Annotated in this window: 9 protein-coding genes; 4 read left to right on the top strand and 5 right to left on the bottom strand. The window is 47.5% G+C overall.

The genetic code is table 11. The annotated features are described in order from the left end of the window. Positions 1-13 precede the first annotated feature (13 nt). The gene (locus V2I46_01905) at positions 14-1,387 is read right to left on the bottom strand and encodes a BamA/TamA family outer membrane protein (GenBank protein ID MEE4176243.1); all 1,374 of its coding nucleotides are present in this window, start codon (positions 1,385-1,387) and stop codon (positions 14-16) included. 110 nt (positions 1,388-1,497) lie between these two features. Here V2I46_01905 and V2I46_01900 point away from each other — a divergent pair, with 110 nt between their 5' ends. From V2I46_01900 to V2I46_01885, 4 genes are all read left to right on the top strand, one after another. After that, complete coding sequence (locus V2I46_01900; protein ID MEE4176242.1) at positions 1,498-1,965, top strand: hypothetical protein; 468 nt, start codon at positions 1,498-1,500, stop codon at positions 1,963-1,965. Between the two features lie 85 nt (positions 1,966-2,050). Further along, positions 2,051-2,872: a DUF1338 domain-containing protein gene (locus tag V2I46_01895; protein ID MEE4176241.1), complete on the top strand. Its 822-nt coding sequence runs from the start codon at positions 2,051-2,053 to the stop codon at positions 2,870-2,872. Between the two features lie 37 nt (positions 2,873-2,909). Next, positions 2,910-5,855 (top strand): FAD-linked oxidase C-terminal domain-containing protein, encoded by a 2,946-nt coding sequence (locus tag V2I46_01890; GenBank protein MEE4176240.1) that lies wholly within the window; start codon positions 2,910-2,912, stop codon positions 5,853-5,855. Positions 5,856-5,997: 142 nt separating this feature from the next. Further along, positions 5,998-6,912 (top strand): tetratricopeptide repeat protein, encoded by a 915-nt coding sequence (locus V2I46_01885; protein MEE4176239.1) that lies wholly within the window; start codon positions 5,998-6,000, stop codon positions 6,910-6,912. A 289-nt stretch (positions 6,913-7,201) separates the two neighbouring features. Here the strand turns inward: V2I46_01885 and rpsA are convergent, their stop codons facing one another. From rpsA to V2I46_01865, 4 genes are all read right to left on the bottom strand, one after another. Then, positions 7,202-9,343, bottom strand: coding sequence for a 30S ribosomal protein S1 (rpsA, locus tag V2I46_01880; protein MEE4176238.1), 2,142 nt, complete (start codon positions 9,341-9,343; stop codon positions 7,202-7,204). A gap of 418 nt (positions 9,344-9,761) precedes the next feature. Further along, positions 9,762-12,218, bottom strand: coding sequence for an endopeptidase La (gene lon, locus V2I46_01875; protein MEE4176237.1), 2,457 nt, complete (start codon positions 12,216-12,218; stop codon positions 9,762-9,764). Positions 12,219-12,499: 281 nt separating this feature from the next. After that, a complete protein-coding gene (locus tag V2I46_01870) occupies positions 12,500-13,687 on the bottom strand; it encodes a GlmU family protein (GenBank protein ID MEE4176236.1) in 1,188 nt (395 codons plus the stop codon). Positions 13,688-13,800: 113 nt separating this feature from the next. Beyond that, the gene (locus V2I46_01865) at positions 13,801-14,067 is read right to left on the bottom strand and encodes a type B 50S ribosomal protein L31 (protein ID MEE4176235.1); all 267 of its coding nucleotides are present in this window, start codon (positions 14,065-14,067) and stop codon (positions 13,801-13,803) included. Positions 14,068-14,502 lie beyond the last annotated feature (435 nt).

The raw sequence follows: 14,502 nt of genomic DNA, 5'->3' as shown, positions 1-14,502 counted from the left end.
GTTTTATTAAATGCTAAAATAAATAATTCAGCCCAATATAAAAACCGGTATTGCCATCGCGTTCATCAAAAGCTTTCCCAAAATCGACGGCAACGATAAAATTCTGGTTAATGGCGACACGCAGGCCAGCTCCTGCGCTCAGGTGCAGTTCATCCTTATCGGCATCGAAATGGATCTGCCGCTCTTCAGCAGGCACCGATGAGAGGTCCAATTCAATGGGATCAATAATCAAACCCCCATCGACAAAGCCGTTGAGGCCAAGATAAACATTGGTATTCCCTATATCAAAACGGACGAATTTCCATCGCAGCTCGACATTACCCATGGCAAAGCCATCGCCTACGATCCGATTTCGCAAAATGCCCCTCAGGCTTTTTGAGCCCCCCAAGCCCTCGGAAGTATTGCCTCTCAGGAAAGATGTCATCACCAGTGGCTGTGCATAAAAGGGGGCATTGCCGGCAACGGTTTTTTGCACCCCCAGTCGGTAGGCCAGCGAGAGGTCGTTCTCAACCAAAGTAAAGTACTGGCGATGGGTGACGGATACTTTGGCGTGGCCAAATTCTTCGCCGCTCACCATAAATCCAGGAGCTACCATCAGCACTACTTCCGACCATACCCCTTTCATGGGATTGGGTTCATTGTCGCGGGTATCGTATGAAAGCCCGGCTTTCAGGTAATTAAGCCAGCCACCTTCAGCTTCTTCTTCGCCGATCAGGCCCCACTCAACATATTTGTCATATAAGGAAGGGACATCCGGCAGGAGATCTTCTTCATCCTTTCCTTTATTCAGTTTCTCCAAATCAACACTGCCCGCCGAAAAATTGTAAGCTTCAAATCCGGAGACCCAGCGAAGGTTCTCACCACTAAGCCTGCCCTGCAAGTCAATCTTGGTACGGAACATTTTTCGGTCGTGAGCATAAAAGGCCCGGCTTATGTAGTTGTCCTCATCTTCATCATCCACAAAACCGGGGTGATAAGCTGATTCGTAGCCATTAAAACCATAGAAACTCATCAATGGGTCGGTAATATAACTCAGGTCAAAAGTGGTCCTGATGCCTTTGATGAGCTGATCGGAATCATAAAAGAAGCGGTTATAGCCACTTCCCTTGGTAAAGCGTGAAACTTCAAAATACAGGGAGTGGTCATAACGGGGGAACCTGGATCCATCACCATAGTTGAACAGGTTGACCAGGGCGCCGTACTGGAAACCCAGGTCGCTGTCGAAAGTGATCGTGGGCAAAACGCCTCCCAGTTTCCAACCGGTCTTAACGGGCGTGTCAGGTTGTGTCTCCCCGCTCTGGGCTATTCCTTTAAAGCCTGTCAGCAATACAAAGCACAGGAATAAAGACAGGAGAAGCATGCTGGCAGCAGTGTTTTTCTTTCTCATACTTAGTGGTTTTTGGTGATTATTTTAAAGAAGTGGTAAACCTTTAAAACCTGTTTGCAAATTAACTTTATTTTTGAATTGAATTTACACACCTTTAGATAATATTCGAGATGTCATTGAACCCATCGCCCTTAAATCTTCCTAAAGTCCTTGAAAGTCTGATAGAAGCAGCCGTAGGTAATTCTAACAATTACCAGCTGAATTTCTGGGGACAGGGTATCATGGGGGCGATTTACTCTCTCGGTTTATTGCCCTTTGGTGCCGTTGGGCTTCTGCTGGGTTTTATCTTGCCGGGTATATGGGTGTTTTGCACTTACAGGCTTGTGCGCAACGTTTCGGAACAAGAGCCCACACTGCCTTTCCCAAAATGGATGCGAAAAGACCCCGGCAATGTAATCCTGATTCTGGTGGACCTGGTATTCCTTGCCATTATATGGACTTTTATTCTGACAGGCATTCTGGAAAAGACTTGGATTAAACTGCTGTTTACCGTGGCTTTCCCCCTGCTGACCTTGTCATTGCTAAGGAACCTCTTATTGCTGCTGCAAACAGAAAACACTGAAGAAAAGGAAGACTAAGATTATTAATGTATGCGAACCAGAAAAGCGTTGGTGTTTCACACTTTTTTTCCGACTTTTGATTCAAACTAAAAAAGACCCAGATATGGATACGCAAGAAATATTCAACCGCTTCTGGATTCCTTATTCCACCCAGAACCCTTCAGCCATGCAAATCTATGAGATCTTCACGGGTATGGGCGAAAAAGTGATTCATGACCATATAGCCCTTCGCACCTTCAATGACCCCCGTATGAACATGGATGTGATTGCACGGGTGTTCACTGACAATGGATATGAAAAACGAGGGCAATATGAGTTTAAGGCAAAAAAGGTTTTGGGGCGTCATTATGAGCACAAGACGGATCCCGAGGCCCCCAAGGTGTTTATCAGCGAGCTCCTGCTGGAACAATGCAGCGATTCCCTACAGAAAATCATACGCGAAAAACTTGATGCCATCGACCAGAAAGTTTATGAAGATCCTTTGCTGGTATACCAGGGGAGCATATGGGGAAAAATACCTTTCCAGATGTACGACACCCTTCGGCAGGAAAGCGAATATGCTGCCTGGACCCTTGTATATGGTTTCCGTGCCAACCATTTTGCCATTAAGGTCAATGCGCTAAAAAATTTCAAAACCCTCCAGCAGGTCAACCAGTTTATCAGGGATTATGGTTTTATGATGAACGTGGTTGGTGGAAGTGAGATTTATGGTGCACCCGAAGAACTGCTTGAACAAAGTTCCACGAAGGCAGAGATTATTCCTTTTGAATTTTCCGACGGGGTATTCGAGATCCCATCGTGTTTCTACGAGTTCACCCTCAGGTACAATGATGCAAATGGAAAACAATACAGCGGTTTTATCGCTGCCAATGCCGACAAGATTTTCGAAAGCACCAATTTCTATAAAAAACAACCCGGCATGTAGGGTGTACCGGAATCCTTCACACACCGCCTGACTTAGTATGGCATCCTCCAAAGACCCATTTCCTTTTGATATTCTGGCAAACCAGCTGGAAGGCGATCTGCATTACGATCCTACCTGGCGAATGCTATATGCTACAGATGCCTCGGTCTACAGGGAGTTGCCATCAGGCGTTTGCCGGCCTAAAAACACCGATGATCTCAAGAAAATCCTGGCATTCTGCCGTGAGCACACCCTGCCCATCATCCCCCGAACCGCTGGGACCTCCCTTGCCGGACAAGTGGTGGGCCACGGCCTGGTGGTGGATTTCTCCAGATACATGACCAGCATTCTGGAACTTAATGTCGAAGAGCGTTGGGTAAGGGTTGAGCCCGGAGTCATCCTGGATGATCTAAACCGGATACTGGAACCCCACGGGCTGTTTTTTGGGCCGGAAACCTCTACCTCGAACCGTTGCATGATGGGTGGCATGGTGGCCAACAATTCGTGTGGTTCGCATTCACTGGTTTATGGCAGCACTCGCGATCACACCCTTTCCATAAAAGCCTTACTCGCCGATGGCAGTGAAGCCATTTTCGAGGCGCTGGACAATGAAGCCTTCCGAAAAAAGTGCATCGGAAACAGCCTGGAAAACAAAATATACAACCAGATTCAGGCCCTGCTCTCCCATCCTGAAAATCAGGAGGAAATAAAACGGCAATATCCTAATCCCCAGATTAAAAGGCGAAATACAGGATATGCCCTCGACCTGCTTCTCGACAATGCAGTATTTGGGGAGAGCCCTGAACCATTCAACTTTTGTAAGCTGCTGTCGGGATCAGAAGGATCGCTGGCCCTTTTTACGGAAATAAAGCTGAACCTTGTTCCTTTACCACCCGCTGAAAACGCACTGGTATGCGTTCATCTGAATAGTGTGGAAGAAGCGTTACACGCCAATCTGGTTGCACTTCAATACGGGCCGGTAGCCGTTGAGCTCATTGACAATGTGGTACTTGAATGTACCAAGGCCAATATTGCCCAGGCCCGCAATCGGTTCTTTGTGCAGGGTGATCCTGGTGCCATTCTTGTTGTGGAATTTGCGGCCGAGGAGCGGGCGACTATCCTGGCAGCAGCCGAAGCAATGGAAAGTGCCTTACGTGAGAAAGGCCTGGGGTATCATTTCCCACTGGTAACAGGAAAAGACATCAACCGTGTCTGGGCTTTGCGGAAAGCCGGGCTTGGGGTTCTCTCAAATGTTCCTGGAGATGCAAAACCAGTAGCTGTAATTGAAGATGCAGCTGTAAGTGTTAAGGATTTGGCTGAGTTTATCGGTAAGCTGAACCAGATTCTGAAAAAGCTAAACCTGAGCAGTGTTTATTATGCGCATATCGGCACGGGCGAATTGCACCTTCGTCCTGTCCTCAACCTGAAAAACCCTACCGATGTAGAGCGTTTCCACAAAGTAGCCCACGAAACCGCCCTGCTGGTAAAAAAATATCGTGGCTCACTCAGCGGGGAACATGGCGACGGTCGCTTACGCGGAGAGTTTATTCCCCTGATGCTAGGCGATAAGGTGTATAACTTGTTGCATGAGGTAAAAAAAACCTGGGATCCTCAATGCTTGTTCAACCCGGGGAAGATTACCAACACCCCTTCTATTAAAACTTTCTTGCGTTACCGGCCAGGCTATCCGGAACGCAAACTGAAAACATTTTTTCACTATGGGCCTTCAGAGAGTTTCTTAAGGGCAGTTGAACAATGTAACGGCTCTGGCGACTGCCGAAAACCTGCATCCATGGGTGGGGTCATGTGCCCCTCGTACCACGCCACGCTCAATGAGACCGATACTACCCGCGGAAGAGCAAATGTGCTGCGCGAGATTGTCACCAATTCTCAGAAAAAGAACCCCTTCGATCATAAGGAACTGATCAACGTTCTTGATCTTTGCCTGTCCTGTAAGGGCTGCAAAGCCGAATGCCCATCGAATGTCGATATGGGTCGATATAAGGCAGAAGTCTTGCAGCAATACTACCTAACCAATGGAACCCCGTTCCGATCGAGGCTGGTAGCAGCCTTTGCAACCCTAAACCAATTTGTCAGTCTGGTACCAGGCTTTTACAATGCCCTGGTTAGAAACCGCCTGACGTCAGCCTTGATAAAAAGTGCAGCGGGCTTTGCACAAAAACGAAGCATGCCCTTGCTTCATAAAACAACGCTGAAAAAATGGGCGGGGAAAAACCTTGAATCCCTCAACAGGCAAATCAAGGGGGGCAAAAAAATATGGTTATTCTGTGATGAATTTACCAATTTTAACGATACTGAAACGGGGATTCACGCGATCCAATTGTTGCACGGACTTGGCTACAGGGTGGAGATCCCTGAGCACTGTGAAAGCGGGCGGGCAGCCCTTTCAAAGGGATTACTCAGGAAGGCAGCCAGCCTTGCCAATGAGAACATCTCTCTTTTATCAGGAATAGTGACCGAATCGAGACCCCTTATTGGCATTGAACCCTCTGCCATCCTGAGTTTTCGTGACGAATATCCTGACCTTTGCCTTGAAGAAAAGCGGGAAGCAGCCCTGAGACTGGCAAAAAACACCTTCACCATCGAGGAGTTCATTTTCCGCGAATACGAAGCCAGCCGTATTGATGGCAGCCGTTTTTCGGCCGAAAAGCGGGATATCCTCTTCCACGGACACTGCCATCAAAAGGCCCTGTCGAAAAACGACTTTGCCCTCGCCATGCTGCGCATCCCGGCTGGCAACAAAGTTACACCTATTGAATGCGGATGTTGTGGCATGGCAGGTTCCTTTGGTTATGAAAAGGAACATTTTGAACTGAGCATGCAGATTGCTGAAATGAACCTGCTGCCTGCCATAAGAAAAGCCCCTGCTGATACCATCATTTCGGCTTCAGGCACCAGCTGCCGCCACCAAATCCTGGATGGCACAGGCAGAAAATCCCTCCATCCGGTGGATGTTCTTTTGCTTTCCTTGCGCGAAACTTAATGAATCTTACTTTTTAAGGGTGTTTTTCGAGTCGTCAAATTATTCTTTGCCTTTACTTTTGCGGGGCCATGAAAATGCTTAACTTTGCAGAGTCAAAACCCTGAAAAACAGTCTATTTATACATCCTCTCTTAATACGTTTCATGTCCCGTTTTTTTGTATTCATCCTAACCCTGCTTATCACTTTTCCTGCATTCTCACAGACCTCGCGCGACTATCTTCTCAAGGGGCTGCAATATTTTGCTGAAAACAATTACCAAGCGGCTTCCAATGCCTTCACCAAAGCCCTTGAAATAGATCCAAAGGCTTACGAGGCATGGTTTAAACGGGGCCAGACTCACCTGGAACAGGGGAAGCTTTCCGAAGCCCATCACGATTTCAGCAAGGTAATCGAAATCCAGCCCAATCATGGAGAGGCCTATTATTACAGGGCGCTGACAGGCATCCGAAAAGGGATGGAGAGCGAAGCCCTGAGGGACCTTGACCAGGCCCTTGAGGTCGACACCACCTTGGTTGAGGCTTACCTGTTAAGAGCAGAAATAGGCTACAATGCCGGGCGAAACGGAACCGTCATGAATGACCTGAACAGGGCTGCAGGATTAGCCCCGGGAAACCCAAATGTATTTCACCTCCGCGCAAAACATTATCTTAAGTCAGGAAAGGTGATGGAAGCGCTGGAAGACCTCTCGAAGGCAGTTGCCCTCGATCCGTCACACGCTGACATCAGGCTTGAGCGCAGCCAGCTTTTCATTAAGCAGGAGCAGTTCACTGATGCTATCGAAGACCTGAGCGTTGCCATTGAAAACGGTTGCAATTACGCCCATATTTACCAGTTAAGGGCTAACGCTTATGCCCAGGCAGGGATGTCAAGCCAGGCAATTGCTGATTACACGGTGTTGATCAACACTTTTAGTCTCCGCACCGACGAGAATTATTTCCAGCGTGGACTTCTGAGAATGGAAACCAACGATCTAAGGGGCGCTTGCGAAGACTTCCACAAAGCCAGCAGTCTGGGGCATCCCGAAGCTTCAAAAAAAGCGGCAGAGATCTGCAAATAATCTTTTACCAGGAATTCTTCCGTTTAGCAAAGGTCTTAAAGGCGCTGAATTTTTTAAATTCACGGAAAGCTTTACTTTAAGCGGGGATTATAGAAACCCGTAAAGGATTCTTTGTTAACATAAAATGCCTGGATAATATCATTCAGGAATACAATAAATCTCCAGATCAGGTATTCCATTAACCTGCAATAGCAGGCTCTTCCTGGCTCTTGTCTATAGATAAGAAAAACAAATGCCGTCCTGGAAAATTCCAGGACGGCATTTTTCTATCTGCAAAAAACAAAGGATCTTATTCCTTGGTTTCCTTGCTTTCTTCGTCAGCAGGCTTTTCTTCGTCAGCAGGCTTTTCTTCCGCAGCGGGGGTTTCAGCTTCAGGAGCCTCTTCCTTTTTCTTGCGGGTAGTTTTGGCCTTGGGTTTCTCAGCTTTGGGTTCCTCCTTGGATTCTTCATCCTTAGGCTCTTCCTTGGGCTTCTCGGCTTTGGGCTCTTTTTTAGGTTCCTCAGCTTTCGCTTCTTCCTTAGCCTTTTCTTTCTCGTCCATGGCAGCCAGCTTTTCCTTCAGAGCGGATTTTTCGGTCTTCTCAATCTCTGACTTCAGGTTGGCAAGAACGCTCAGGTCACCAAGAGTGGTTTTCTCAATGTTGTCCTTGATTTTCTTCACGGCCGTCTTGGTAGACTTCTCTTTAGCCTTCCGTTCGCTGGTCTCGGCAGCCCTTTCAGATGATTTCACATCCTGGAAAACCTTGGTGTGCGATACAACGATCTTCTTGCTTTCCTTATTGAATTCAATCACTTTGAAGTCAAGGGTTTCGTCCATCTTAGCAGGACTACCATCTTCCTTCACAATGTGGCGGGTAGGCGCAAAGCCTTCCACACCGTAAGGCAGCGAAACGATCACGCCCTTATCGGAAGTCCCAACAATGGTCCCCTGATGTACGGAGTCAATGGTAAATACGCTCTCGAATACATCCCATGGATTTTCTTCAAGCTGCTTGTGGCCAAGGCTCAGGCGGCGGTTTTCCTTGTCAACATCCAGCACGACCACTTCAATGCTTTCACCGATCTTGGTGAATTCGGCAGGGTGCTTGATCTTCTTGCTCCAGGAAAGGTCACTAATATGAATCAGGCCGTCGACACCTTCTTCCAACTCAACAAAGATACCAAAGTTGGTAAAGTTGCGAACAGTAGCGGTATGCTTGGAGTTAACGGGATACTTCTCAACGATGTTTTCCCATGGATCGGGAATCAGTTGTTTGATACCCAGTGACATTTTGCGCTCTTCGCGGTCGAGCGTCAGAATTACGGCATCCACCTCATCACCAACCTTCAGGAAGTCCTGAGCGGTGCGCAGGTGCTGAGACCATGACATCTCGGAAACGTGTATAAGACCTTCTACACCAGGAGCAATCTCAATGAATGCGCCATAGTCGGCAATAACCACAACCTTACCTTTGACCTTATCACCTACCTTCATATTCGGATCGAGCGAATCCCAGGGATGGGAGGTAAGCTGCTTCAGACCAAGGGCAATACGCTTCTTGTTCTCATCGAAGTCGAGAATAACCACATTGATCTTTTCGTCAAGATTGACGATCTCTTCAGGATGGTTAATGCGTCCCCAGGATAGGTCGGTAATGTGGATAAGACCATCCACTCCGCCAAGGTCAACAAACACACCGTAGGAGGTAATATTTTTAACAGTTCCTTCCAGAATCTGTCCTTTTTCAAGTTTGGCAATAATCTCTGCCTTCTGAATTTCCAGTTCGGCTTCAATCAGGGCTTTGTGCGATACGACCACGTTTTTGTATTCGTGATTAATCTTGACCACTTTGGATTCCATGGTCTTGCCAACATAGATATCATAGTCGCGGATAGGCTTAACGTCAATCTGTGAACCGGGCAGGAAAGCCTCGATACCGAAGACGTCGACAATCAAACCGCCTTTGGTACGGCACTTCACAAAACCATTAATGATCTCGTCGTTGTCCATGGCTGCATTGATGCGTTCCCACGAGCGCAGTGTCCGGGCTTTCTTGTGCGAAAGCACCAGCTGTCCACTGGTATCTTCCTGGCTTTCTACATACACCTCGATGGCATCGCCAATCTTCAGGTCTGGGTTGTAACGCACTTCAGCGGCAGGAATAACCCCATCGGATTTGAAGCCAATGTTGACCACCACCTCACGGTTGTTCATCGAAACGACCGTACCATCGATCACTTCACCTTCGCCAATCGACTTCAGTGTCTCATCATACAGGCTTTCCATGCGCTGACGTTCAGCGGGGGAATAAGCTTCCTGCTTCTTGCCTACGGAATCCCAGTCAAATTCGCCGGGAACCTGTTGGGTGAATGCGTCGGTTTTTTTCTTGGGGGTTTCAGGTTTTTCTTCAGCTTTAGGCGCTTCCTTTACTTCCTCAGGGGAAGTCTCCACTACCTCTTCAGCAGGGGTTTCAGCGGTTTCTTCAGCAGGAGATTCAGCAACTTCTTCAGCCTTAGGCTCTTCCTTAACTTCCTCAGCAGGGGGCTCCACTACTTCTTCAGCAGGGGTTTCAACATTCTCTTCAGCAGGGGTTTCAGCAACCTCTTCTGCGGGCGTTTCTACTGCTTCGGACTGGTTTTCGGTCTGCTCAACAGGCTTTTCTGCCGGCTGCTCTTCCGAAGGGTTCAGATTTTTGTTTTCTTCTGACATTTAAAAAGGGTGATTAAATACTGTGGTTTTCCGGAGTTTCTCAATCATTCTCCGGAACAACCGGGTTAAACAATAAGTGAATTACAGGCCCTCAAAAGGGATTGCAAAGGTAGAATTTTTTCTACAAACAACAAACTATAAATCAGATTTTAAGGCCACCTTAAACCTCAAATACCAAGGGCTTCTTTACCTTTCCCTTTCCAATGGCCAGGTCAACCACCTCGATCATCTCGCGGATATATACAAAATCAAGGCCTTTGAGATATAAGGGATTGATCTCAGCCACATCCTTTCGGTTCTCTTCAGAAAGAATAACCGTCTGGATACCAGCCCGTTTTGCAGCAAGAATTTTTTCCTTGATCCCTCCCACAGGCAACACTTTTCCCCGGAGGGTGATCTCACCTGTCATGGCAACACCAGGTTTTACTTTTCTTTGCGTGAAAGCTGATGTGAGGGCAGCAAACATGGTAATTCCGGCTGAAGGCCCGTCCTTTGGGGTTGCCCCTTCCGGGATGTGCATGTGCACATTGTATTTTTCGAAAACCCTCGAGTCAATTCCCAGTGTGGGCGCCTTCGATTTCAGGTATTCGTAGGCCAGGGTAGCCGATTCCTTCATCACATCGCCCAGATTCCCTGTCAGCGTCAGTTGCCCTTTGCCCTTGCTAATGCTTACTTCAATGTAAAGGGTTTCTCCACCGGCCCAGGTCCAGGCCAATCCGGTCATCACGCCGGCCAAATCATGCAGTTGCGATTGATCGCGGGTATAGGTCGGCGCGCCAAGGATCTTTTCCACATCCTCTACCTTCAGGTTGGGATCCACCGTTTCGCCCAGCACGATCTCACGGGCTTTGGCACGAATTACCTTGGCAATGCGTTTCTCCAGTGTCCTCACCCCCGATTCGCGGGTGTAATCTTCAATGATTTTTTCGAGCACCTTCTTACTGAATTTCAGCTGATCTTTTCTCATCCCGTGTTCCGTAAGCTGCTTGGGTAAAAGATGCCTGCGGGCAATCTCAACCTTCTCCTCCACAATATACCCACTAAGCGGGATAATCTCCATTCGGTCGCGCAGGGCAGGCTGGATGTTCGACAGACTGTTGGCAGTAGCAATAAACATCACGTTCGACAGGTCGTAATCAACCTCCAGGTAATTATCGTAAAAGGCCACATTCTGTTCCGGGTCAAGTACTTCCAGCATGGCTGAGGAGGGGTCACCTGAGAAAGTCTGGTAGCCCACCTTGTCGATCTCGTCCAGCACAAACACGGGGTTACCGGTTTTGGCTTTTTTCAGGTTTTGTATGATCCTGCCCGGCATGGCCCCCACGTAAGTCTTGCGGTGCCCCCTGATCTCGGCTTCATCGCGCAAGCCCCCGAGCGACATCCGGATATACTGGCGCCCCACGGCCTCGGCAATAGATTTTCCAAGCGAGGTCTTCCCTACCCCGGGAGGGCCTACAAAGCAAAGGATCGGCGACTTCATGTTGCCTTTCAGTTTTAGCACCGCCAGGTATTCGATAATGCGCTCCTTGATCTTATCCAGACCATAATGATCACGGTCAAGAACACGCTGAGCCTTTTTCAGGTCAAATTTGTCTTTCGAGAATTCATTCCACGGCAATTCCACCAAGGTCTCAAGGTAGTTCAAATGAATGGAAAACTCCATGGCAGCCGGATTGATCCGCTGCAATTTAAGGATTTCTTTATCGAAAACATCCTTCACCTGCTTGCTCCATTTCTTGTTCCTGCCCCGCTCCTTCAATTCGGCGATCTGCTGATCATAAGGATTCCCTCCTAGCTCTTCCTGGATGGTTTTCAATTGCTGGTTCAGCAAGTAATCGCGTTGCTGCTTATCAATATCTACCTTTACCTTCGACTGAATCTGGTTTTTCAGTTCCACCATCTGCAATTCCTTCGTCAGGTACTCCAGCACCTTATTGGCCCTTTCGTTCAGGTCAAGGGTCTCCAACAACTTTTGCTTATCAGCATTTTCTATGTTAAGGTTGGAGGAGATGAAGTTTACCAGGAAAGCCGGGCTCTCTATGTTGCGTATGGCAAAGGCTGCCTCACTGGGCACATTGGGCGAAAGCTTCACAATTTGAATGGCAAGGTCCTTTATGGTGGCAATCAGGGCCTTGAACTGCTGGTTGCTTTTCACCCGAAGCTGGCTGTCGAAGCCCGCTACCCGCGCCTTAAAATAAGGTTCACTGGTTACCAGTTCCTTGATTTCCAGGCGTTTCTTGCCCTGTATAATCACCGTGGTATTCCCGTCGGGCATCTGCAGGGTTTTGATAATATTGGCATAGGTGCCAATGCGGTTAAGGTCTTCAAACTCGGGTTCCTCCACTTCAGAATCCTTCTGTGAAACGACTCCGATGACGCGGTTCTTTTTATACACCTCGCGCACCAAACGAATGGACTTGTCGCGGCTCACCGTAATAGGGATTACCACCCCGGGAAATAAAACTGTATTTTTTAAGGGAAGTATGGGTAAAATTTCAGGGATCTGCTCTGCAGCCATTTGTTCCTCCTCCTCTGCACTGAGCAGGGGAATGAATTCACTGTCGGCATCCATAATCTCTGAAAAAAACATGCTTTCTCGTTCAAAAAAATTATCCATAACAAAATTTTACGTCAAAATGTCATTTATAATGATAAAAAGGCAGCCCACCCTCAACATTCGGTGAGCCTTTTCCTTAAAGCCACCAAGCAACTCCCCTCAAACCAGCTGGTTATAAATCGAAGCAATTCCTCGGCGACATTTATTCTTTCATGCTTTATAATGGCACAACAGCCGTGCCAAGCGGCTTTTTATTGAAAAACCAATCAATTTGTCAGCCATAAAACAAAAAAGGTGCTTTGCAGGTTCAGCAAAGCACCCTGTTCTTTAATTTGAAAGTGCTACAACCTGCGGTAATTAAACGATTGATTGTAAACATTGCGCAGGATTTGTTCGTCCTGCTCGCCAAATTCAAGGCCTTTGCGGGCAAACACCCTTTGAGCAACCTGTACTGCTTTGTTTATATCGACATTGCTGAAGCCCGCCACGCTGCCCCAAGAGAACGAAGGGATAAAGTTACGCATAAACCCAGCCCCAAAGATCTGGGCGTTGATGCCCACCACCGTACCGGTGTTGAACATGGTATTGATGCCGCATTTAGAGTGGTCGCCCATAAAGGTGCCGCAAAACTGCAGGCCAGTGTTCACGAAGCTGTGCTCGGCATAATCCCATAAGCGCACCTCGTCATAATTGTTTTTCAGGTTCGATGCATTGGTATCGGCACCCAGGTTGCACCACTCGCCTATCACACTATGGCCAAGATAGCCATCGTGAGCTTTATTGGTATATCCAAAGATGACTGAATGGCTCATCTCGCCTCCTATTTTACAATAGGGGCCAATGGAAGATCCAGGATAAATCTTGGCCCCCATTCTAATCTTCGAGCCTTCGCCCACGGCTACCGGTCCCCTGAGGATAGCACCGTCCATGACCTGGGCATTCTTACCAACATAAACAGGGCCTTCCGAGGCATTGATAAAAGCCATCTCAAGCACTGCACCTTCTTCCACGAAGACCTGTTCGGGGGCGATAACGCGCACGTGCTCACCCAGTGCTTGGCTCTTACGCCCTTTGGTGATCAGGGCAAAGTCGTCGGCAATGGCCTGTTCGTTGAGCACTACAATGTCCCAAAGGTTAGTCAGTTTTTTTACCTCGGCCTTGGTCTCCATAGGGCTGACTTTTTCCAGCACCTCGGCATCCAGGTTGTCGATGTCCACATCCCGCAAACGGTGGGCGATGAGTGTATCTCCAATGACCAGGGTCTGGTTGGGTTTCAGTTTGCCGATCTCCTTCACCAGTTGCGCATCAGGCAGCACACTGGAATTGATCAGCACATTGTCCTTTTCCTTTACAAGTGGGTATTTACCGCTTAGATATTCCTCGGTCAGGGTAGAGGTTTTCGCCCCGAGATGCCTTTCCCATTTCTCGCGAATGGTCAGGATTCCCACCCTGATATCTGCCAGGGGGCGCAAAAAGGTAAAGGGTAACAGGTGTTCCCTGGTTTGGTCACCAAAGAGGATATAATTCATATTTGTTTTGGTTTAAAGTTCTTTTTTCAGGCTCAAAGACGAATAAAGGTAGAAAAAATTTTAAAAAAAAAGCCCTTAAAAAGGGCTTTCCTAAAAAGTATCGTGAAGAAACGCTAGTTTTCTTTCTGCTTGAGATGCTTCTGGTATTTGGTACGGAACTTATCCACACGGCCTGCGGTATCCACCAGCTGCTGCTTGCCAGTATAAAAAGGATGCGAGGTATGCGAAATTTCCAGTTTCACCAGAGGATACTCCTTGCCGTCTTCCCAAACGATGCTTTCCTTGGTAGCTGCCGTTGAACGCGTAATAAAGGCGTAGTCGTTCGACATGTCTTTAAAAACGACAAAACGATAATCTTTTGGATGGGTATCTTTTTTCATAACACTTGATAATTTTTTGAAGATCACCCGCTGCCTGAAGTGTTGAATCCCATGGCCCGGGTGTGACTTCAAAAGTTCTTGTTAAACAGCCCTTTTAGATGCTTTATTCTTTTTCTTTTCCTGAAAGCCTTCACGGCTTGTTTTTTCAGGACTGCAAAGATAAAAAATATTTTCTGAATAAAAAATCCCGCGAAAAAAGTTTTTTCCTTTTATATCCTGTATGCCTCGCCAGCTAATTTAAGGGATTAGATAGGTCGCTTCACCTTTATGGTTAATACGGAGTTAATACGGAGTTTATACGGTTTAAACCGTATAAACTCCGTATTAACTCCGAAGATGGTATGAATCCGATAACAAAAAAGCCAGTCGGAAAACAGGTTAATGATACTTATTATCAATTACTTACACCCGAAAACAAAAAATTGGGGCCAGCCT

The sequence above is a fragment of the Bacteroides sp. genome (genome assembly GCA_036351255.1).
In the GTDB taxonomy this organism is placed as follows: domain Bacteria; phylum Bacteroidota; class Bacteroidia; order Bacteroidales; family UBA7960; genus UBA7960.
Note: the sequence above shows the minus strand (reverse complement) of the source record. Positions and strands in the feature narration are given on the sequence as shown.

What these genes read in the sequence shown, in the direction of transcription:
- V2I46_01890 (MEE4176240.1), top strand. Translation starts at nt 2,910, where the DNA reads ATGGCATCCTCCAAAGACCCATTTCCTTTTGATATTCTGGCAAACCAG.
- V2I46_01885 (MEE4176239.1), top strand. Translation starts at nt 5,998, where the DNA reads ATGTCCCGTTTTTTTGTATTCATCCTAACCCTGCTTATCACTTTTCCT.
- V2I46_01870 (MEE4176236.1), bottom strand. Translation starts at nt 13,687, where the DNA reads ATGAATTATATCCTCTTTGGTGACCAAACCAGGGAACACCTGTTACCC.
- lon (MEE4176237.1), bottom strand. Translation starts at nt 12,218, where the DNA reads ATGGATAATTTTTTTGAACGAGAAAGCATGTTTTTTTCAGAGATTATG.
- V2I46_01895 (MEE4176241.1), top strand. Translation starts at nt 2,051, where the DNA reads ATGGATACGCAAGAAATATTCAACCGCTTCTGGATTCCTTATTCCACC.
- V2I46_01865 (MEE4176235.1), bottom strand. Translation starts at nt 14,067, where the DNA reads ATGAAAAAAGATACCCATCCAAAAGATTATCGTTTTGTCGTTTTTAAA.
- V2I46_01905 (MEE4176243.1), bottom strand. Translation starts at nt 1,387, where the DNA reads ATGAGAAAGAAAAACACTGCTGCCAGCATGCTTCTCCTGTCTTTATTC.
- V2I46_01900 (MEE4176242.1), top strand. Translation starts at nt 1,498, where the DNA reads ATGTCATTGAACCCATCGCCCTTAAATCTTCCTAAAGTCCTTGAAAGT.